This window comes from Geoglobus acetivorans (assembly GCF_000789255.1).
GTDB lineage: Archaea > Halobacteriota > Archaeoglobi > Archaeoglobales > Archaeoglobaceae > Geoglobus > Geoglobus acetivorans_B.
On the sequence record NZ_CP009552.1, the window covers coordinates 1,635,897 to 1,656,245 of the forward strand.

23 protein-coding genes, 1 tRNA gene and 1 CRISPR repeat array are annotated in these 20,349 nt (G+C 46.8%); of the genes, 9 read left to right on the forward strand and 15 right to left on the reverse strand.

The window, feature by feature from the left end:
• Positions 1 to 44: 44 nt before the first annotated feature.
• A complete protein-coding gene (locus tag GACE_RS09680; RefSeq protein ID WP_048093068.1) occupies positions 45 to 1,226 on the reverse strand; it encodes an ABC transporter permease in 1,182 nt (393 codons plus the stop codon).
• Positions 1,223 to 2,017, reverse strand: coding sequence for an ABC transporter ATP-binding protein (locus GACE_RS09685; protein WP_048093070.1), 795 nt, complete (start codon positions 2,015 to 2,017; stop codon positions 1,223 to 1,225). The genes GACE_RS09680 and GACE_RS09685 overlap by 4 nt, the downstream gene beginning before the upstream one ends.
• Positions 2,018 to 2,260: 243 nt before the next feature.
• On the opposite strand from GACE_RS09685, the gene GACE_RS09690 reads away from it, so the two are divergent.
• Positions 2,261 to 2,333: transfer RNA gene (locus tag GACE_RS09690), tRNA-Thr, on the forward strand.
• A gap of 193 nt (positions 2,334 to 2,526) precedes the next feature.
• Here the strand turns inward: GACE_RS09690 and GACE_RS09695 are convergent.
• A complete protein-coding gene (locus GACE_RS09695; protein WP_148305964.1) occupies positions 2,527 to 3,012 on the reverse strand; it encodes a hypothetical protein in 486 nt (161 codons plus the stop codon).
• A 175-nt stretch (positions 3,013 to 3,187) separates the two neighbouring features.
• On the opposite strand from GACE_RS09695, the gene GACE_RS09700 reads away from it, so the two are divergent.
• On the forward strand, positions 3,188 to 3,721 hold the full coding sequence (locus tag GACE_RS09700) for a DUF488 family protein (protein ID WP_048093075.1): 534 nt from the start codon (positions 3,188 to 3,190) through the stop codon (positions 3,719 to 3,721).
• Between the two features lie 26 nt (positions 3,722 to 3,747).
• Here GACE_RS09700 and GACE_RS09705 read toward each other — a convergent pair whose 3' ends face one another.
• Both GACE_RS09705 and GACE_RS09710 read right to left on the reverse strand, forming a co-directional pair.
• A complete protein-coding gene (locus GACE_RS09705; protein WP_048093078.1) occupies positions 3,748 to 4,182 on the reverse strand; it encodes a HEPN domain-containing protein in 435 nt (144 codons plus the stop codon).
• Positions 4,154 to 4,507, reverse strand: coding sequence for a nucleotidyltransferase domain-containing protein (locus GACE_RS09710; protein ID WP_084063714.1), 354 nt, complete (start codon positions 4,505 to 4,507; stop codon positions 4,154 to 4,156). The genes GACE_RS09705 and GACE_RS09710 overlap by 29 nt, the downstream gene beginning before the upstream one ends.
• 73 nt (positions 4,508 to 4,580) lie before the next feature.
• Here GACE_RS09710 and GACE_RS09715 point away from each other — a divergent pair, with 73 nt between their 5' ends.
• Positions 4,581 to 4,820, forward strand: coding sequence for a zinc ribbon domain-containing protein (locus GACE_RS09715; RefSeq protein ID WP_048093083.1), 240 nt, complete (start codon positions 4,581 to 4,583; stop codon positions 4,818 to 4,820).
• A 1-nt stretch (position 4,821) separates the two neighbouring features.
• On the opposite strand, the gene GACE_RS09720 is transcribed toward GACE_RS09715, so the two are convergent.
• The 6 genes from GACE_RS09720 to GACE_RS09745 form a co-directional block, all read right to left on the reverse strand.
• Complete coding sequence (locus tag GACE_RS09720) at positions 4,822 to 5,082, reverse strand: SHOCT domain-containing protein (protein WP_048092903.1); 261 nt, start codon at positions 5,080 to 5,082, stop codon at positions 4,822 to 4,824.
• A 34-nt stretch (positions 5,083 to 5,116) separates the two neighbouring features.
• Positions 5,117 to 5,638 carry a hypothetical protein gene (locus GACE_RS09725; protein WP_048091946.1) on the reverse strand — a complete coding sequence of 174 codons (522 nt, stop codon included), beginning with the start codon at positions 5,636 to 5,638 and terminating at the stop codon, positions 5,117 to 5,119.
• 124 nt (positions 5,639 to 5,762) lie between these two features.
• Complete coding sequence (locus tag GACE_RS09730; RefSeq protein WP_048093085.1) at positions 5,763 to 6,698, reverse strand: thiamine-phosphate kinase; 936 nt, start codon at positions 6,696 to 6,698, stop codon at positions 5,763 to 5,765.
• Positions 6,683 to 7,309: an RNA 2'-phosphotransferase gene (locus tag GACE_RS09735; RefSeq protein ID WP_048093086.1), complete on the reverse strand. Its 627-nt coding sequence runs from the start codon at positions 7,307 to 7,309 to the stop codon at positions 6,683 to 6,685. The genes GACE_RS09730 and GACE_RS09735 overlap by 16 nt, the downstream gene beginning before the upstream one ends.
• Positions 7,310 to 7,345: 36 nt before the next feature.
• Positions 7,346 to 7,732 carry a toprim domain-containing protein gene (locus GACE_RS09740; protein ID WP_048093088.1) on the reverse strand — a complete coding sequence of 129 codons (387 nt, stop codon included), beginning with the start codon at positions 7,730 to 7,732 and terminating at the stop codon, positions 7,346 to 7,348.
• Positions 7,710 to 7,976: a DUF167 domain-containing protein gene (locus tag GACE_RS09745; protein WP_318249204.1), complete on the reverse strand. Its 267-nt coding sequence runs from the start codon at positions 7,974 to 7,976 to the stop codon at positions 7,710 to 7,712. The genes GACE_RS09740 and GACE_RS09745 overlap by 23 nt, the downstream gene beginning before the upstream one ends.
• A 313-nt stretch (positions 7,977 to 8,289) precedes the next feature.
• Positions 8,290 to 8,594: direct repeats of the CRISPR family, unit length 32 nt; unit sequence CTTTCAATCCCTTCAAGGTCTGATTTTAACGA.
• Between the two features lie 447 nt (positions 8,595 to 9,041).
• On the opposite strand from GACE_RS09745, the gene glyS reads away from it, so the two are divergent.
• The 4 genes from glyS (at position 9,042) to GACE_RS09765 (ending at position 14,418) form a co-directional block, all read left to right on the forward strand.
• Positions 9,042 to 10,739 carry a glycine--tRNA ligase gene (gene glyS, locus GACE_RS09750; protein WP_048093091.1) on the forward strand — a complete coding sequence of 566 codons (1,698 nt, stop codon included), beginning with the start codon at positions 9,042 to 9,044 and terminating at the stop codon, positions 10,737 to 10,739.
• A 274-nt stretch (positions 10,740 to 11,013) separates the two neighbouring features.
• Positions 11,014 to 11,286 carry a sodium/substrate symporter small subunit gene (locus tag GACE_RS09755; RefSeq protein ID WP_048093093.1) on the forward strand — a complete coding sequence of 91 codons (273 nt, stop codon included), beginning with the start codon at positions 11,014 to 11,016 and terminating at the stop codon, positions 11,284 to 11,286.
• A gap of 5 nt (positions 11,287 to 11,291) precedes the next feature.
• Positions 11,292 to 13,052 carry a VC_2705 family sodium/solute symporter gene (locus GACE_RS09760; protein WP_052400277.1) on the forward strand — a complete coding sequence of 587 codons (1,761 nt, stop codon included), beginning with the start codon at positions 11,292 to 11,294 and terminating at the stop codon, positions 13,050 to 13,052.
• A gap of 43 nt (positions 13,053 to 13,095) precedes the next feature.
• Positions 13,096 to 14,418, forward strand: coding sequence for a putative nucleotidyltransferase substrate binding domain-containing protein (locus GACE_RS09765; protein WP_048093095.1), 1,323 nt, complete (start codon positions 13,096 to 13,098; stop codon positions 14,416 to 14,418).
• 46 nt (positions 14,419 to 14,464) lie between these two features.
• Here GACE_RS09765 and GACE_RS11250 read toward each other — a convergent pair whose 3' ends face one another.
• The 4 genes from GACE_RS11250 to GACE_RS11255 form a co-directional block, all read right to left on the reverse strand.
• Positions 14,465 to 15,064 carry a 3'-5' exonuclease gene (locus GACE_RS11250; protein WP_052400278.1) on the reverse strand — a complete coding sequence of 200 codons (600 nt, stop codon included), beginning with the start codon at positions 15,062 to 15,064 and terminating at the stop codon, positions 14,465 to 14,467.
• Complete coding sequence (locus GACE_RS09775) at positions 15,045 to 16,664, reverse strand: CBS domain-containing protein (RefSeq protein WP_048093096.1); 1,620 nt, start codon at positions 16,662 to 16,664, stop codon at positions 15,045 to 15,047. The genes GACE_RS11250 and GACE_RS09775 overlap by 20 nt, the downstream gene beginning before the upstream one ends.
• Before the next feature lie 21 nt (positions 16,665 to 16,685).
• The gene (acs, locus tag GACE_RS09780) at positions 16,686 to 18,722 is read right to left on the reverse strand and encodes an acetate--CoA ligase (RefSeq protein WP_048093098.1); all 2,037 of its coding nucleotides are present in this window, start codon (positions 18,720 to 18,722) and stop codon (positions 16,686 to 16,688) included.
• A 214-nt stretch (positions 18,723 to 18,936) separates the two neighbouring features.
• The gene (locus GACE_RS11255) at positions 18,937 to 19,338 is read right to left on the reverse strand and encodes an Sjogren's syndrome/scleroderma autoantigen 1 family protein (RefSeq protein ID WP_052400279.1); all 402 of its coding nucleotides are present in this window, start codon (positions 19,336 to 19,338) and stop codon (positions 18,937 to 18,939) included.
• Positions 19,339 to 19,388: 50 nt separating this feature from the next.
• On the opposite strand from GACE_RS11255, the gene GACE_RS09790 reads away from it, so the two are divergent.
• Entirely contained in the window at positions 19,389 to 19,640 is a 252-nt protein-coding gene (locus GACE_RS09790; protein ID WP_318249205.1) for a UPF0147 family protein, read from the forward strand.
• A gap of 162 nt (positions 19,641 to 19,802) precedes the next feature.
• On the forward strand, positions 19,803 to 20,339 hold the full coding sequence (locus tag GACE_RS09795; RefSeq protein WP_048093102.1) for a TIGR00267 family protein: 537 nt from the start codon (positions 19,803 to 19,805) through the stop codon (positions 20,337 to 20,339).
• The last annotated feature ends 10 nt before the right edge of the window (positions 20,340 to 20,349 follow it).

The window sequence follows — 20,349 nt, forward strand, 5'->3', positions numbered from 1 at the left end:
TTTGGTCAGAAACTGACACGAAAAATCCTTGGAAAAATTGGGCATCACTCTCCGCGAACTTTAATGGCACTTCTGAGAACTTCTTTCCAGCGGGGCTTCGTGCATGCCAGGGCATAAAACCTGAACACCTTTGCAGAGAGTTTCAGTGTTACGAGTGAGGTGGCGAGCAGCAACAGCATCCCTGCCACAACGTCAGCGATGGATGCCGAGCCTGAGATGTAGAGTGAGGGCATGAGTGCCGGAGCTGTCAGAGGGAAGAGAGCGATTGCCCGGAAGACCGGCGCATCCGGATTTAATGAGATCATCTGCCCGAGAAACAGCGCAGGAAAGATGCCGATAAACACTATGGCTGACGTGGCCTGCTGGGCTTCCTTCAGGGTGCTGGAGACCGATGCTATGGCGGAAAGGATTGATGCATAAAGGAGGTAGCCGAGGATGAAGTACACGACAGACACCAGTATTGCTGAGAGGCTGATGAGCCTCATAACTGCAAGGATCGTGGAGGCGAAGCTTGCGAGCCCAAGCCACACCGATGCCTGTATCAGCCCGGTAACGGCATTTCCGATGAACTTTCCGGCAAACACCTCTTCAGGCGAAGCTGAGGACAGCAGTATCTCCATCACTCTGTTTTCCTTCTCCTCAACTATGCCCTGCATCAGGTACCCTGAGGAGGAGAAGATTGCCACGAACAGCAGGAGGGGGAGGAACATTGACGCCAGAAAGTCCAGCTCCCTCGAACCTTTGCCCATATCCTCAAAGCTTATTCCCACGGCAAACCTGTAGGCCATCTCTCCATAATTCGTCGCGATTGCCCGCTCGAGGGCTTCGTCGGCATCGACAAGTCCACGGGTTTTCCTGAGTATCGTAAAGGTTTCCTCAAAGTTCTCTGGAATCACATAGTAGGCGTCGATCTCTCCACCCTCAAACGCCCTTTCGGCCTCTTTCTGGCTATCAAACTTCACGAAGTCAACCCTCATTTTTTTCGATGCGTTCAGGAGGGGTTTTTCCTCTTTGTCAACAAAAATTTCGCTTTGATTTAAAATCCCGGCTTTATCCACAACACCAGCTTTGAAAACTTCTGGTAGCGTTAGGTTTTCTATGAAAAGCAGTGGAATGAAAAAGGACGCCAGAATCAGGAGTGGCAGCCCCACCACTCCGAGTATAAACCCCTTCCTCCTCACGTTCACCCTGATCTCCTGCTTCGCCACGACGAGGGCTTTCTTCATATTCCAACCTCCCTGAGGAAGATTTCTTCCAGCGACAGTCTTCGCCTCCTGTACGACACGATATCATACCCCAGATCGAGCAGCTCCCTCAGGCTCCTGTCCGTGACCTCCTTCACGATTCTTCCATTCCTGACGTACTCCACCTCGCAGATTTCCTCGCCAGAAAGCTCGTCAATCCTGCCGGAGAGTATTTCCATGCCCCTGTTGATCAGCAGGACCCTGTCGCACAGTCTTTCCGCAAGGTTCAGGATGTGGGTGGAGATTACCACACACTTGCCCCTTTCCCTCATCTCCCTCACGAGTTCCATGACGAGGTTGATGTTCACGGCATCGAGTCCAGAGAAGGGCTCGTCCAGTATGACCAGATCCGGATCGTGCTGTATGGCAGCTATCAGCTGAACCTTCTGCTGCATTCCCTTTGAGAGCTCCTCTATCCTCTTGCTGGCATGGTCCGCAAGCCCAAACCTCTCAAGCCAGTAGTCCGTGTCAGCGCTAACGCCTTTAAGATCCGAAAAATATCTCAAAACCTCTCTGACCTTCCACTTTCTGTAGAGTCCTCTCTCTTCCGGCAGATATCCGATCGAATCTCTGAACTCTTCGGGGCTTTTTCCTGAGAATGAGACCTCTCCGGAATCTGGCTTCAGAATCCCGGCCACAATTCTCAGGGTTGTTGTTTTTCCAGCTCCGTTCGGCCCAAGGATGCCGAAGATTTCCCCCTTGCCTGCTGTAAAGGATATGTTCTCCAAGCGAAAACTTCCGAGTGTTTTCTGCACTTTTCTAACTTCGAGCATTCAGTGAGGGAATTACCGTGAGATAATAAATTTTTCTGATCTGTTTTATTTTTCACATGTGTGCAATTGCTAAACAGAAATGGCTGGATTTCATGCAGGTGTGTCAGGTCCGCAATGCTGTGAATTGCCCTGATTCACGGCCACCCTGGCGCAGCGTGAACTCCGTTTCCTCCATCACACCCTCGCTGGGGGAGATAGCCATACCGCAAATTTATTAAAACTAAGCCCCTACCTTCATAGCAGGCCACGGTAGCTCAGCAGGTAGAGCGCGTGCTTGGTAAGCACGAGGTCGCGGGTTCAAATCCCGCCCGTGGCTCTTTTACTTTATGTTCAAATCCTGAACTTTTGGTTGAAAAGGTTAAATCTTCTGATGCTATCGTAATGCCAGATTGAGAGTCTCTCAATCTTGCTTCATGGAGAGTGAGATATCCACGATGTTCTCCCGCCCTCTTCAGAATGGTGCATGAGTGTTGCCATGGTGCGCACCCGTGTGACCTATGCTGTGGCTTTCAGCACTTCCAGGGGGCATATCCGCAGAAGCCTCGACTTACAACAGCATAGGTGACCAGGAAGTTTATCAGAATCCAGTAGACAATTACCTTCTTTTTGTCAGCCTGCAGATACGCATAGCAAGATGTGTAGCCCATAAGAACACTTCCCGGGATGCTTGCAAGTGAGAAAAGAAGGTTGCTTACTGTTTTACCCGAAACACCCAGAACGGTAATTTTAACCATGTCGCTCATCACTCTGTAATCGCCCGTGAGTTTCCAGAGCAGGATGCTTTCAACTCTGTAGACGAATACTGCCAGTCCAAAACCAGCCAGATTCAAAAGCCATAAAATGAACAAGACCGCCAGCACTCTGTTTTTACTGGCAAACCTCGTTTTGCTGATGGAGGAATAAGCCACCAAGGCGATCCCATTAGTTACTAACGAGTAGAAAAGAGGGGAGTACTGGCTTCCAAACGCCCACGGAAGGAGAAAGTCAGCCAGCATGTTGGTAGACTTATGTGTTACAATGCTGTATCTAAATCATTTGCCATCCATTCATACCATCCCAGAAACAAAACAGTAATTTTTACTTCAAAACAAAAGAGATCAGCACAGTATTATTTCCAATCGCCAGAGGCTGTGAAATCTTTAAGTCTCCATGTTCAGACCAAATTCCGTAATGTCCAAAAACCCAACAATTTACACTTTCGGCCACTCGAACAGGAGCTTTGACGAATTCCTCAGAATCCTGAAAAGATTCAAAATAGCCGTTCTCGCCGACGTCAGGAGGTTTCCAGGGTCAAAGTTTGACCACTTCAGAAAGGAGTACCTCGAAAAAGCACTACCAGACAACGGAATCGAATACGTCTGGTTCGAAAAGCTCGGAGGCTACAGAGGAAAAGTCCTCGAAAACTCGCCAAACAGAGCAATAGAAAGCGAGGGTTTCAGAAATTACGCAGACCACATGCTCACGGAAGAGTTCAGACTTGCTGCCGAGATGCTTGCGGAAATGGCAAGAGGGAAAAGGGTTGCCATCATGTGTGCCGAGAAGCTCTACTGGAAATGCCACAGGATGTTCCTTTCTGACTATTTCGTCGCCGTGCTGGGATTTGAGGTTATTCACGTCATCGATCTGACAACTACCAGAAAACACAGGTTAAACCGGCATGCGAGGATAACGGAGGAAGGGCTGATTTACGATCTTGAAAAATGAAACATGAATTACAACTAACTTGTCACTCAAAATTCGCCTTTCATGTTCACTTTTAAACCAAATTCTCTGACCAAGAACTCTTCAAGCGTTAAAACAAATGTTTTTGCCATCTCAAAAAAACTTTCGGCATCTTTGGGAGAATACGCGCGCAACGGATCCCAAACACCACGGGAGTAGTCTATCGGATACCTGCTTTTTAGCCAGTGTTTTTCAAGCTCCACAGCGATGCCGTAAATTTCCTCAAGCTCAGGGAACAGCACAACGAATTCGTCATAAAACAACCCCGAAACTCTGTGCTCCTTAACCTCTATTCCCTTAACCGAGAGTGCCGCCTTGATAGCCTTTTCAACAGCTTGCTGGCTGTGGTATACGCTATCTGCAGGAACGACTTCTATCAGCACCTCTGCTGACTTCAAATCTGCTTTTGCTCTTTCAAGCCATATTTTTGCCTTTTCCAACATTTTCCGCTACCTCTCTCAGGAATGATAAATAAAAATGGCCGTAAAGCGGGATAGCCTCACTCAAAATCTTTTTGAAAAACGGATCGCTCCTGTGAACAAGTTCGAGCGCCCTTTTCATTGACAGGGCATGAAACTCGACATTACCCTTTCGCATTGTGTTCAGCTTCTCAGCAACCACATCGCTATCCGTCACAACAAGCACATCAATATCCGAGAACCTTCCAGCGTCCCCTCTTGCCTGTGACCCAAAAATTGCAACAAGCTTTGGTTTTGCAACTGTAACAACCTCGTCAACCAAGGTTTTGAAATCCATCAGATAGTTCATCGCCTCCAGATTATAAAAACCAATCGCACGAGAGGGTGGAAAAAATTTTTAGAATCAAAACCCATCTTTAACCATGTCTCTCGAAAGAGAGTTCGAGTCCAGATTTAAATGTCCAAAGTGCGGGAACACAAGGGCTGAGGCTAAAAAGCTCGCCATGACCGGAACGGGGTTAAGCAAGATTCTGGACATCCAGATGAACAAGTATCTCTCAGTTTCGTGCCTCTACTGTGGATACACCGAGTTTTACAGGCTGGATGTTGTGGAGGGGAAGAAAGGAGTCATTGGGGATGTGCTGGACGTGATCTTCGGGTGAACTATCTCAGAAGTTCTTCTTTGAGCTTCCTGTACTCCTCGGCATCAATCTCTCCCCTCGCAAACCTCTCGTCCAGTATTCTGAGCGCCCTGCTCTCTCCTCCTGAGTTTGAACTTCCCCTGTTCTGGCTGAGCGCATTTATTACCAGGTAGATTACCGCGACTATAACGACCAGCCAGATTATCTGCCAGATGAACCCGAGGCCGTAGTAACCCATGCCGTCGAATCCATAGCCGCCCATCATTCCACCGTAACCCATCATCTCGCATTCACCTCCGTTAAAAAATTGAGAAATACTACCACCCCATCATGGGGCAGTGAGCGTAGCCGTATCCATAGCCGTAGCCGTACTGCTGAACTCCCTGCATCCACACCGGAATGTTTGAGTTCTCGTCCCCAAGGCTCTGACCATTGGCCTCAATGTACACAGGGATTATCGAGTTCCCGTACTCGAGGCCCTTAACCCTGACGTCATCTCCCTGCTTTATCCCAAGGTTTGCGGCGAACCACCAGGGCATCGTCACGTACTTTCCACTGTCCAGCACGACTCCCATCATGTACACCGCAGACACCTTTCCCTCAACATCGACCAGATCAACCTGTCCCTGGTTTCCGTAGGCGGGCAGTGGATAGCCATCATCCGCATCGTATCCTCCCATCATGGGGTAGCCAAAGCCGTACCCCATCATGGGCCCCATCATGCCAAGCATTCCGTAGCCATAGCCGTAACCGAAACCACCCATGTGGGCCGAGGCTGTATACACCGCAAGGGCCATCAGGCCTATAACCACACCGGCTATCAAACCGCTCTTCTTCATCTCACATCACCTCTGATCACCAGTATGTGCTCAGGGGCAATAGGTCTTGGGGGTTAAAACGAGGTGTGAAATGAAGAGGAGATGTTTCAGAACGGTTTATCCTGGCAGAAGATGGTTCAAATTATCAAAGCAATCCCCTGGAGAAGTGTCTCCAGGAAAAATCCCTCACCTGTTCCGTTTTTTCACCTCTCCTTATCCAGACCCCCTTTCCCCTCACAACCTCACCAACTACCGTAAACTCGATTTCCAGACTGGAGATTTTATCCCTATCAATCGTGAAGATGAGTTCGTACTCCTCACCAGAGTTCATTGCTATGAGGTGTTCATCAAGCCCGTTAATCCTGCAGAATTCCCTGACCTCATCTGAAATCGGAAGCTCCCCTTCCCAGATCACAATTCCTGCACCGCTTGCCTCACTGATGGCCCTGAGTTCCTTCACCATCCCATCGCTTATGTCAATCGCACACCTGGAAAGGTCCGTCAGCTTCACACCCTCCTCAACCCTCGCAACCGGTCTCAGGAATTTTTCATACAGCTTTTTTCTAAGCCCCTCATCGGCCTTCATTCCCTTCAGCTCAATTAACAGCGCTGATAGAGGTTTTCCAAGCTCTCCAGTAACGCACACAAGCTCTCCGGGTCTGGCATTTTTCCTGAGCATCAGCGACTCTGCCATACCCACTGCGATACCGTCCAAGATCAGCTCATTTGACTGGTTCGTGTCGGCAGAGATTAGGCTCATCCCGTACATCTCCAGTCCCCTCTGGATTCCCCTGAACAGCTTTCTCGCAGACCGTTCATCGCTTTCCTTCAGCCCCACGGAGAACGCAAAGTAAAGCGGTCTTGCCCCCATCGCAGCAAGGTCGCTTGCATTCATTGTGACCACCCTGAAGCCAACGTCCTCCGGAGACATCGAGGCCACAACATCCGTTGACTCCACCAGCATGTCGTTTGTTATGACGAGCCATCCGTCCCCAGCCCTGAATGCCCCGGCATCATCGCCGAAGACCTCAGATTTTCTCTTTAACTCGCTGAGTCCTGCCCGTATTATGTCTTCTTCCATCCAACCACCCTCAAACAGTCTGGGGGAACGTGGTCGGCTGTGAAAACTCTGCCCTTTTTCCTTACGTCAATCCCTCTTTCAGCCATCCTTCTGGTGTCAATTTCCATGAGAACGGGAGTGTTCGAGTGCCTCATTCCCACCTCAATGGCCTCTTCAGGTGTTGCGGTCATGTGCACCTCCCTCCTCCTCATAGGGAGCAGACCGGATTTCATAATTGAAGCGAGATTTTCCGGTGAGGTTGCATGATACAGTTTTTCAGGGATGCATTTATCCTCAGTCCACCCCACATCAACATCCACGCTGTGACCGTACCTCGCCCTTATTTTCCCGTCGCTGATTTCAAACCTCCTCTTTTTATCCAGCTCGACTATTGCCCTGAGTTCCACCTCTCCGATTCCGTACCTCTCTTTCAGAATGTCAAGCACGTCTTCAAGCCTGGCATAACCTCTTCTGTCCAGTTCAATCCCGAATCTGTCAGGATAGTGTCTCAGCAGACCGCTGAGGAATTTGCTGATCCTTACCCTGTCCCTTCCCTTTATCAGAACTCTTCCCCTCCCGCAGCCACATCTGTCCTCAAAGAATCCGCAGCTCTCGCAGTACCCCGCATCCACAGAATCCAATCAACACTGAAGGATAAATACGTGACGTTACATCCTCTTTCTGTGATGGATGTAAAGGCTCTCAATGAAATCGGGAAGTTCCTCGACCGAGTGGATGTATCTGCCCGTTATTGCTGAAACTCCATCCCATATTCCGGTATCTGCATTCCGGAACAGCTCTGAAAGTCTTGTTTTGAGTTTCTTTCCCTTATTATCCCAGTCTGTGAAAATCACAACTTTCCTTTCTCCGACAGCATCAAATATGGAGTGATTGGAAGTTGTTGAAGTTTCGATGATTTCTCCCCTCACTCCAAGCTTTCGCAGAGCAATGGTGTCTTTTCTACCCTCTACAAGAATGACTGCCCCACTTTCCGATTCAATTCTCAGCTCTTCAATAAGCCTGAGCAGCTTTTCAAACTCCCTTAATCCGATCATATACATCTTTCTCTGTCAAACCGTAAACTACAGCCTGTTTATCTCTCGACCTGTGGCCTGAAACGATTTCAACTCGTGCATTGAAAAATTCTGATAGCAGCTTTTCCACTTCTCTGTTGGCCTTTCCCCCCTCAGGTGGGGAGCGAACTTTTACGAGAAGAGCCTTCTTCCATTCGTCATATCCGGAAACCTCTGCCCTCTTTGATCTGGGAGATACATGAACCCTTATTCTCACACCCTCCACACTCAGAATTACCTTAAGAGGTTTAAAATTCATCCGGTTATGCAGACACAACAACATCCATTAATCCAGAATGGTAAAATCTAACACTGCTCGAGCGGCGATCGCATAAGGCCTGCCCCCGACCCCTTTGTTTCCACTGGAATGTCTCTGCACACTCAGCAAAAACAGATGTTTATGCCCCCTACCCCATTATTTCCACTGGAGACGTCACAGGTACAGGAAGGGTACCACAACCTCCGACCCTATCATTTCCTGTGGATCTCCGACTGCCACCCCAACAGCTTTCGCAAAAAAACAGATGCACCATAGTAATCTTTCAATCCCTTCAAGGTCTGATTTTAACCATAAGTTCAATTTCCTGCAAAGCTCTTTCAAGTGGATTCTTTCAATCCCTTCAAGGTCTGATTTTAACGAGTTTTCAGCGTTGAAAAGAGCAGAGTTTGAAAAGGCCACTTTCAATCCCTTCAAGGTCTGATTTTAACGAAATGCGATAACTGCGGAAAAATCATTGAAAATGACACTTTCAATCCCTTCAAGGTCTGATTTTAACGAAGTGGCATATAGACTGTCAAATGAAGTTCTCACACTTTCAATCCCTTCAAGGTCTGATTTTAACCTCCGGTAATAATCTCTCAAATTCCTTTAAAAAGCTTTCTTCCCGCTTCTTTCGTTTAAATACTGCAGCAAACCTCCGGTGATGCGGGTTATTTATAACGTTGTGCGACTTTTATCCTGGGGTTTGTTTTTGGATTCTGGATTTTTTATGAGCTTTTTACTGAATTTTAGGAAATCTGTCAGGGAGGAGTGGGAGAATAAAAATAAACTGGCTTTATTTCTTAAAAGAAGGAAGTGAAAATTAAAAGTTTTTGCTATAAAAATAGCTGATAATATGATGTGCGACTGGATTTGCAGGCTCAGATTCTCTAATGAAATGCAATCCACAGCCAGAATCGAAAACGGAAATGTTTGAACTGGGATAGAATAGCACCGAATTTAATCTCACGGGATTTAAAAATGCTGCAGAATCATGAAAATCTTTAAATCTTACACCGGAAAGTAAAGCCCATGAGCCAGATTATGGAAATGCTGATAAGAAGAGGGTTTCTCTGGCAGTCATTTGAGATTTACGGTGGAATGGCTGGATTCATCGATTACGGTCCTCTTGGTAACGGGTTGAGAAGAAAGGTTGAAGACCTGTGGAGAAAATATTTCGTGATCAACGAGAGAAGTGTTGAGATAGACTCTCCCACAGTCGGAATTGAGGACGTCTTCATAGCTTCCGGGCATGCGGAGGGCTTTACGGATGTTGCAATCGAATGCTCTGAGTGTGGAAGAGTTTTCAGGGCTGATCACTACGTGAAGGAAAAACTGAACCTCGAAGTGGATCCCACCATAGAAGCTGTAAAATCCGTAGTCAATGAGTTTGACCTGAGATGCGAGTGTGGTGGGAAATTCAAGGAGCCTGAACACATAAATCTGATGTTCGAGACGAAAATAGGTCCGGGAAAGGGGAAGAAAGGATATCTCCGCCCTGAAACTGCCCAGGGGATTTTCATAGCATTCAAGAGACTCTCAGATTACTTCAGGCACAAGCTTCCTTTCGGTGTCGCCCAGATAGGAAGAGCCTACAGAAACGAAATCAGCCCCAGACAGGGAGTTATCAGGCTGAGAGAATTCAATCAGGCCGAACTTGAATTCTTCTGCCATCCGGGCGAAAAGAAGCATCCCGATTTTTACAAATATGCAGATGATACCGTAACTCTCGTCGATAAATTCGATAAAGAACACAGAATAAGCCTGAAAGAGGCTGTTGAAAAGGGTATTATTGCCCACGAGCTTCTGGCGTATTTTATTGGAAAAACAAGAAGATTTCTGCTTGAAGCTGGAATAGACGAGAAAAGGCTGAGATTCAGGCAGCACAAGGATGATGAGAGGGCACACTATGCCGTTGACTGCTGGGATGCTGAGGTGGAACTCAGCTACGGCTGGATTGAGATTGTGGGGATTGCTGACAGAACTGACTACGACCTTTCGAGACACAGCAAATACAGCAGGGAAGATCTGAGCGTGTTCGTACCATTTGATGAACCCGTAAAAATAAAAAGACGGAAAGTAATTCCAAACATTTCAAAACTCGGTCCCGTTTTCAGGAATAAGGCAAGGAGAATTGCCGAAGAGCTTGAAAAGCTGGAAAATGCCGATGGAGATGTTCTGGTCGTTATCGATGGAGAGGAAATAACAGTACCGGCTGAGTTCTATGAGGTCAGGGAAGTTGAGGAGGAGATTCATGGAGAGAAAGTAACACCGCATGTCATAGAGCCCTCGTTCGGTCTCGACAGAATTACCTACGCAATTCTCGAGCACTGCTACGACACTGATTACGTGGATGGAGAGGAAAGAAAGGTTCTCAGACTGAAGAGGTGGCTTGCCCCGGTGCAGGTTGCCGTTCTGCCTCTGCTATCAAGAGAGAATTTCGTTAAAGAAGCTGAAAAGATTGCAGATGTTCTCAAAGAAAACGGAGTATTCACTGAGGTTGATACAACAGGCAGCATAGGGAGGAGATACAGAAGATACGATGAAATTGGAACGCCTTTCTGCGTAACCGTTGACCATCAGACCTTTGAAGATGGTACCGTAACAATCAGGGACAGGGATTCTACAGCCCAGGTAAGAGTCGAAAAATCCCGGATCGTCAGCGTTTTGAAAGAGCTTTTGGCCACAGAAAAAGACCTGAAGGAGTTTGGAGAGGTTTTCAAGAATTAATCAATTCGAAAAAATTATAACCAAACTTTTATTAATTCAACATCCTTTTTTTCATTAATGTGTTAATTCGGGTTTTCAGGCTTATTGCGGATTTGTTTTCATTGAAATCCTGTTAAACGGAAGTTACAGAATGACTCGACGTTTTTGATGCTCCGGCATGAAAAGTACATCTAACGTAAAGTTTATAATGATAATATGTGATAAATAGCGAAACCTTTAAATATAACACTATTTTTAATTACAAATCGCATACAATTGGCCGGAAGGTGAGTATATGGTGGAAGAAGGAAAAATAAGTGAGGAGCAGTTCAGAGAGTACTGGGGCAAAATGAAGTCATTGACCATCGTAATTCTGCTGCTGTGGACCATTCCAGCGTTCTGGTTGCACCTTCCAGTAGCAACAACAAGCAAGATATACATACTGGGGGGGATTCCACTGCACTGGTTCAACGCCGCTTTCGTCTCTGTTGTTTTTGGAATTATCCTGATATTTGCGTATGCGATAGTGATGGATAAGTGGGATAGAGAGATTCTCGGAAAGGGGTGATATAGATGGGTATTTTTGATGAGCCAAAAATTGCCATTCCAGGTATATTCCTGATCTACTTTGTGGTTGTCGGAGCGCTGGCAGCAGCAGGAAATATAGGTGCAGCAAGTGCAGTTGCAGTGTTCGGGTCAGTGCTTATCTACGTTACAGTCGCCCTGATCATGAGATCGGCAACGACAGAGGCGTTCTATGTTGCAGGGAGAGATGTGGGAGCCATACCGATAGGATCATCGATAGCATCGAACTGGATGAGTGGTGCATCTTTTGTCTCGATGGCGGGAGCCATTGCAATTCTTGGTTATGATGGTTTGCCGTATATTATAGGATGGACCCTTGGTTATGTCATTGCCGCTGTGCTTATTGGACCATTTGTGAGAAGGTCAGGAACATACACCGTTCCAGAGTTCATTGAGACGAGAGCCGGTGGATGGCCTGTTGCGAGGCTCATAGCCGTTCTCATGCTGTTCATAGTCTCATTCACATACCTTGTCGCACAGCTTGTCGCAACCGGTGTTATCATCGGAAGGTTCCTTGGTATCAGTGCTATAATTGGAGCAATGCTGGGTTCACTGTTCGTCATACTCTTCGCGGGAACAGGAGGATGGAGAAGTGTTGTCTGGGTTCAGGTTACCCAGTACTGGGTTCTGATAGTGGCATACTGGATCGGATTTCTGCTTGCAGCGGCAAAGGCTGGAATCTTCAAACCCTGGCCTCACATAGGCTATGGTGCCCTTCTATCGCAGCTTGAGACAAGAGAGGTAGCATTTGGGCTTAAACCATTCACCGAGCCATTCAAGGTTGGGTTTGCTGGCGGAACCGGGCTTGTAAACTGGATATTAGGCGCTCTGGCACTGATGCTCGGAACTGTTGGACTTCCACACGTGCTGTCCCAGTTCTACTTGGTTAAGGACGTCAGGACGGCGAGGTACGGAGTTGGCTGGGGTCTGACATTCATAGCACTTCTCTACCTTACCGCTCCAGTCTATGCCATCCTTGCGAGATACGCCTTCTCGAACGTCTGGGGAATGCCGATCGATCAGGCACAGACGGTCGGGTGGATTGAAAAGTGGATGCCAACTGGACTCATCCACATTGTCGATAAAAACGCCAACGGTCTGCTTGATCCCGCAGAACTGGCGTTCCACAAGGATATCGTCGTTATAGGAATGCCGGACATGTGGGGACTTGCCTGGTGGGTTGCTGTTGTCGTTGCTGTCGGTGGTCTTGCGGCCGCGCTGAGTACCGCCAACGGTCTCCTGATGGTCATGACGGTTGGTGCCACGAGAGACATCTACAAGAGATTCATCAACCCGAATGTCTCAGAAGAGAGAGAAGTGTGGATAGGCAGAGGAATGCTGCTGCTGCTGGCTCTGATCTCAGCCGGAGCAGGTGCAAGGGCTATACAGGATCCAACGTTCAGCAAATACGTTGCACTGCTGGTTGGATGGGCTTTCGTGTTTGCGGCCAGCTCTTTCACACCAGCGGTTATACTGGGTATCTTCTGGAAAGGACTTAACAGGACGGGAATGATAGCGGGAATGTTCATCGGTATGGCCGTTGCACTGCCATACGTGCTCGGCCTTGGTCTGCTCGGATGGCAGCCAGTGGTTATCGCAGGTGCCAAGATCGGTACAATCGCATGGGGTGTCGTTGGTTTCCTGGTCAATCTGGTGGTCTCGGTGGTTGTCAGCCTTGCCACTGGAGGTGAAAAGGCAAATACACCGGAAATCATCGAGTTCGTTGACAGAATGAAAATACCAGAGTAAACTCAAAAATATTTTTATTTTAATTTTTGTTCGGGTTTTTCAGATGTCAAAATTCCGAAAGCTTTCTGATTTTATCAGGAGAGATCCTGTTGTTATTGAAGCGGACAGAAGTATAAAGGATGCCGCAAAGCTGATGGATGACGAGAAAGTCTCCAGCGTTGTTGTCATGAAAAACGGGAAACCTCTGGCTTTTTTTACTGAAAGTGACCTGAGACATGCAATTGGTAAAGACGTAAACCTCACGGCAAAAGTGGTGGATCATGCAAAAACGAGGATTGTAACCGCACATCCCTCCTCGACAATTCTCGATGGACTGTCGAAAATGGTTACAAACGGTGTCAAGCATCTGGCGGTAATCGAGAGCGGGAGGATCATAGGGGTGCTGACCCTCAGGGATCTCGCCTACGAGCTCGGTCCGAAGTACATAAAATACACCGCAAAAATCCATGAGAGCAAGAGCATAGAGGACCTGGCTGCTGTCATGAACGATTTCAAGATGGAGCTTCTGGAAGAGACGAATTACTATCTCGAGTATCCGGAGATCGTGAATCCCGCAGAGTTCTTCTCGGAAATCTCTCATGTTGTTGACACCATCATAATCAAAGCCTCGGCCATAATGAACATGCCCGCTGAGGGCTATGTTTATGCAGTAACGGGTAGTGGTGGAAGGGGAGAACAGTTTTTGCTCACAGATAGGGATACACTTGCAATTTTTTCAGATGAAAGTGTTGTTGATCTGCTCAAAAACTTCGAATCGTCGCTTGACAGAACTGGATTCCCCGGGTGTGACCACGGGTACACCTCAGATAAATTCAACCTGCACCATTCGGAAATAGAAAAAACATGTTCCGAAGTCTCAAGGAATGTGGAAAGCAACATCGTAAAGATTTCTCTGTTTTCGGATGCAAGATGTCTTTTCGGAGAGAGTAAAATGCTCATAGAGCTTAAGGAATGTTTATCCGAGAAGCTGTACAGAAACAGACATGTAATTATATCCTCCCTCCGGTACAAACCCGCTCTGACAATCTTCGGTGATGTTAAGGATGAATTCAATTACAAGGCAGGTGCAGTGGCTCCAATCGAATATCCCGTCAGAGCGCTTGCAATCACAAATGGAATTTTCGATGTTACAAACACATTTCAGAGAATCAGAGCACTTGCACAGGAAAAATTGATTCCATCGGACCTTGCGGATGACCTCGAACACGCCTATACAATTCTGATGAGGAGAAAGATATGGCTTCAGTCCCAGAATTTGAAGGTTTTGAAGACCTCACAGCTGAACCCAATGGAAAGACAGATGATAAAGGACGCTCTGAGGACGGTAAAGAAATTCCAGAATTACGCTGAGAGGAACTTTATCTGACCGTTTTCGAGAATATGATTTCTGTTGCTGCACGAATTTTCGGGGATTATATAAGCATCCTTCTACCTATTCTGACAAGATCGACGACGTTCAGGCCGTAGTCAATGAGCTGTGAGAGCTGATGCAGAAAAACAAGAGCAGTGAGATACGCATCCCCGACAGCAGAGTGTCTGTGTTCGCTGTCAATCCTGTAGATCTTGATCAAACTTTCAAAATCAAGCCTGAACGTGACGCCCGACCCTCTTTTTCTCAGGAGCCACGCTTCGATTTCCGCCACATCCACGTATCTCTCCACCTTTACCTTCCTCTTCAGCTTTTTCTTGAATGCATTTCTGAGGAATTCGACATCTATCTGGACAGCGTATCCGACCAGGATGTTATCTCTCAGGAGCTTTTCGATTTCATCTGCAATATCCTCGAACCTCGGCGCCTCTCTGAGATCGTTCTCTGTTATTCCGTGATACTTAACTGAGTCCACCTTGAACTTCTCTGGCCTGACGAATGTGCAGTATACCTTGTCCATGTCTATTTTCAGATTTCTGATAGGAATTACTGCGATGGATAGAATCTCATCCTTCTTCGTATTCAGTCCAGTGGTTTCCAGGTCGATTATGCAGTAATTCTGCTCATACAAATCGCTTACCATTCTCAACAACCCGCAGAACCTCGTCGATATATTTCCTGAGATATATGATGGACTCCTTAACAATAAGGTTCTCAATTCTCTCTGTTTTATCGAACATCCTTTGCTTTAACCTGATGAATTTCATTGCCATATATGCCTCAGAAGCGCTTTCAGAGAGTTTACTGTCGGGGATTTTTGCTTCCCTCAACCTGTCTGCCGTGGATTTGGACAGAAAGTCTCCCCTGAGAATTGACATGTATCTTGCGAATTTCTCCACCATCTCACAGCAGTTCTCGTAATTTAACTTTCTCGGAGATACTTCCAGCAGAAAGTCTCTAATCTCTTCCCTTCTGCTGTTCATTTTTTTCTCGATTTCCTCTCTGAATCTGATGTATGTCTTTCCCTCACCGTAAATGTATCTGGAGTCCACAAGTCTTGAGAGTCCCTCGACATCATCCCGAAATGCATGCAGATCCGAAACTGAGACAAAGTCCTCGAGTATTTCAGTTATTCCTGTATTCTGCCCGTCAAATGAAATCAGTTCATAACTGACCGGAAACTCGACTTCTCGCCTTCCAAAACTGCCTATTACTGCGAACGTCGGCCTCTCTCCAGAAAGCCTGCTGGTGAGTATTTTCTCCACTATACTGTCTGTCACAGGAACGATAATTGATGAAATTCTGTCATAACTGAAACCGAGATTTATGAATCTCCTGATAGTGGTTTCAACTTCGTTCAGTATTGCTTCAATATCTCCCGGTTTTTCCAGTTCTTTAATTCTTCTCGGGAGATTCAGCAGGGACATCTGTGGCTCAAAGTGCTTGAGAAGATTCTTCACGGTGATAACTCCAACAATTTTACCGTTCTCAGCCACCGCCAGATGGTTTATTCCATACTCCACGAACTTTCTGTATGCATCGAAGAGCGATGAAGTAACATCGACTGCCTGAACGGGACTCGTCATGACTTCTCCTGCCTGTCTCGAAAGGTTGTCCATCTTCCCCGCAACAAGTCTGACCACATCTGAATGGGTTATTATCCCGACAGGGTTTTTCGAGCTGTTGAGTACAATCACACTCCCGACGTTGTGTCTGTCCATGAGCTGTATCACATCAATCAGTGTATCGCTCTCCATGCAGGTGACAGGTTGTTTGGAGATCACTTCAGATATTTTTAACGAGAAAAGTTTTACAACTCCATTTTCCTCTGAGTGGACGAGCTCTCCGAATCTCTTTGAGATTAGGTTATTCACAAAGTCAGAAAAATCCTGACTGTTTGAAAGTACTTTTGAAATATCGCTGGCCTTAAATTCAAAACAGATCGTGTCTGAAATCGCTCTGCCTTCGAATTCAGTTTTTTCCCTTTTCAGAGCAGATGTCCAGCCGACAAATTCACCCTCGCCAATCGTCTCGACAAGCTCACTTTCATGAAACAGTCCAATTTCCCCACTTCTCACGAGGTAGATTTTGTCCAGAACCTTTCCCCGCTTGAAAACGGTCTTACCAGACTTGTAAAGGGAGACACTCATTTTTCCCACAAGGTAGGCTATGTCTTCCTGGTTCAGATAGTAAAAGGGTTTTATTTTCGAGAGGTATTCTGCTGGAGGAAGAATCTGGTTCATATAAGAAAAAATAAAGATTATTTAGCTTTCTAAAGCTTTCTTTACCATTTCGTAGGCCTTCTTCGCCTCCTCAACTGCCACATCGCTCTCGAGGGTTGTTATGTCTCCAAGTTCCTTGCCCTCGGCCACGGCTCTGAGCAGTCTTCTCATGATCTTTCCGCTTCTTGTTTTTGGAAGTGTATCGACAAATGTTATGAGCGCATCCGATGCAACAACAGGACCCATGGTGGACCTGAGGTGCTTCTTCAGCTCCACTACCATCTCATCGCTCGGTTCGTATCCCTTCTTCAGGACAACATATATGAGTGGAACCTCTCCTTTTATCTCATCGCTCTTTCCAACACATGCAGCTTCTGCAACGGCTGAATGGCTCACCAACGCAGACTCAACCTCAGCAGTTCCAATTCTGTGACCTGCCACCTTCAGGATGTCATCAGCTCTGCCAAGCACCCAGACATATCCATCGGGATCAAGCATCGCAAAATCTCCGGTATAGTAATACCATCCCTTGCTCTTGTATTTGCCAAAGTAGACGTCAATGTATCTTTCCGGATCCTTGAACAGCGTCATCAGCATTCCCGGCCATGGATTTGTTATGACATAGTAACCTCTCTTGCCCGGTTCGACCGGATTGCCATCGTCATCAAAAACGGCGACATTAATACCGGGAATCGGAAATCCATTGGTACCGGGTTTCAGCGGGGTAATCTTCCCGAGTCCGGGGAAGTGGCCGGTAATAATTCCTCCTGTCTCCGTCATCCACCAGGTGCTTGTAACAACAGCATCGTTATGCCCGAAAACCTTGTAGTACCAGTTCCAGGCCTCCGGATTGATAGGTTCACCGACACTGTTGACTATTCTCAGCGTGGAGAGGTCGTACTTTGTGAACGTCTCCTCCGGCTCTCTCATGAGCATCCTGATTGCTGTTGGGGCAGTGTAGAATATCGTAACTCCATATCTCTCGATCATGGCCGCCCATCTACCGATGTCGGGGTAGTTCGGAGCACCCTCATACATAATGCTTGTTGCCCCCGTCATGAGCGGGCCGTAAACGATGTAGCTGTGGCCGGTTATCCAGCCTATATCTGCGGTACACCAGTAGATATCGTCATCCTGTATGTCCCATATCATTTTCATTGTGGCGTAGAGGTGTACTGCATAGCCACCAACAGAGTGCTGGGCACCCTTTGGTCTGCCGGTTGTACCTGAGGTGTAGAGTATGAAGCTGAAATCCTCGGATCCGAGAGGTACACACTCTACCTCCACATTACCGGAAACGTCTTCAAGCAGCTCATCATGCCAGACGTCCCTGTCCTCGTACCAGCTGATTTCGTTTCCTGCTCTCTTCACCACAATGACCTTCTCGACCTTGTGTCCCTCCTTCTCGCAGATCTTCACCGCCTCATCCACGATCGGCTTCAGAGGGACTACCTTGCCCCTTCTGTATACTCCATCGGATGTTACGACAATTCTTGCTCCGGCATCCATTATCCTTATTGCGAGAGCTTCAGCACTGAATCCACTGAAGACAATACTGTGCTTCGCACCAAGCCTCTGGACGGCGAGCATGTAGAACGGAAGTTCAGGGATCATTGGCATGTAGAATGTGAGAATCTCGTCTTTCTTTACCCCGAGCTTCTCTTTCAGCATGTATGCAATTCTGTTTGACTCTCTGTAGAGGTCATAGTATGTTATTTTTCTGACTTCGAGAGGTTCACCCTTCTCGTCAACCGGTTCACCTTCCCAGATAATCGCGACCTTGTTCTTTCTGCCCTGCTCAATCTGCCAGTCTGCACATAAATACGCCAGATTGGTCTCCCCTCCGATAAACCATCTGTAGAATGGTGGATTGCTGTCATCGAGGACCTTGTCCCACTTCTTGAACCAGAATATTTCATTTGCCCACTTCTCCCACCACTTCTCGAGAGATTCCCTGTCTTTCAGTATATCCTCCCTGAACTTTCGGAAGTCCTCGATCTCCCAGATTCTATCTTTCCAGCTTGGTGGAACAATGTAGTTCTCAAATTCTTTTTTTAAATTCTCAATCGGGTCTGTCATACAGGTTATGGGTGTAAAATTATGATATTAAAACGTTTCGAATTATTGATAATGAGAAAAACGTAAAACTCTTATATCAGAGCCATTACACCGGGTAATTCCTGATTAATTCTGCAGAACTCACGAATTGCTGGCAGAGGCCCCACGATGTCTGATACAATTGCATCCTTCCAGTGTGTCCACAGCGGGTGGTTATTAGTTTAACTGGCCAGAATCACCTTTTGAGAATGGAATAAACTTCAGATAGCTCTTTCATCAGGTGGATCAGCTCCTTCAACTCATGGAAATTGTCGGTCTGCATGGCTCTGTCGAGCAACCTGCTGAATAGGCTGTCTATCTTTCCCGTGATTGTGTTCATGTTCTCATCGTGGTCAGCTCTGACAGACTCTCGATGGGTATTTTTCTGATTGTGATCTCTTTTTTCTTCAGTTTTTATTTTCAGGATTTTTCTATTCCCGCTTTCAATAATTTCAAACTCTTTTTTACACGATGGACAGAAAACGGTCTCGTCTTTCTGGAAAAGGGGAAGCATGCAATCTGGACAGTGAAGGCTGAGCATTTTTGCTCCCTTCATTAAAAGTTCAGCAGCTTCCGAAATTTTTTTATCTTGAGTCATTGGAGAGAGTAGAGACGCCAAGATATTTAATTTTGTTTGGGGGTGGTAGCTTGAGTGATGCTATGAACGAAGTGCTTGAAACTCTGGACAGAATTATCCACGATGATAGTGTTCCGAGAAATGTTAGGAAAACTGCCGGTGAGATTAAAGAAGACCTGCTGGCCGGTGGGGATATCTCGCTTAAGGCCGCCAGTGCAATTTCGATCCTTGAGGACCTCTCCGCTGACCCGAATCTTCCGATGCATGTGAGGACGATGATCTGGAACCTGGTCAGCAATCTTGAGAGGCTTACAGTTCAGTAATTCTACTTCAAATTTTCTCCAAAAATTGTTGCGCATATCGGTTTGCGGTTTCTCCGAAAATTCATGTACCTTCTGTAGGGGATAGGCTGTACCCTGACCTGGGGGTCATTGTTACTGACACTTTATGGAAAATCTATTAATTTGGTTTGCGAAAATTGAGATGTGGAAAGGCAGTTTGTGAGAGGGTTTATTGACGGAGCGCTGTCTGTGCTTGGTGTTGTCATAGGAGCATCGGGAGGCCAGCTTGATATCATCATTTCTGCAGGAATAGGTGGTGGAGTCGCCAACGGTATTTCGAACATATTCGGTGCTTTTACGGCTGAGCGCGTGGAAGAAGAACGGGAATTCCGCGAACTTGAAAAATCCATGCTCGTTGAGCTGAGGGAGACTGAACTTTACAGAAAGGTTAGAAAGAGGGTGATGCTCAGAGGCATCGTGGATGGCATATCTACCATTCTGGGAAGTATTGTGCCAGTACTTCCGTTCATACTTGCGTACTTTCTGGATTTCTCAGTTCAGCTTGCCCTGATCGCATCCGTAACGCTGACAGCGTTATCGCTTGGCGTCCTTGGATTGTACTTTGGAAGTGTTTCAAAGGAGAATCTCGCAGTTTCTTCGGCAAAGATGGTTCTCATGGGTCTTGTAATCGCCATCGTCTCTATAGCAATCGAGAGAGGCATTCATACTGTAGTTAAATAGTAACAGAAGC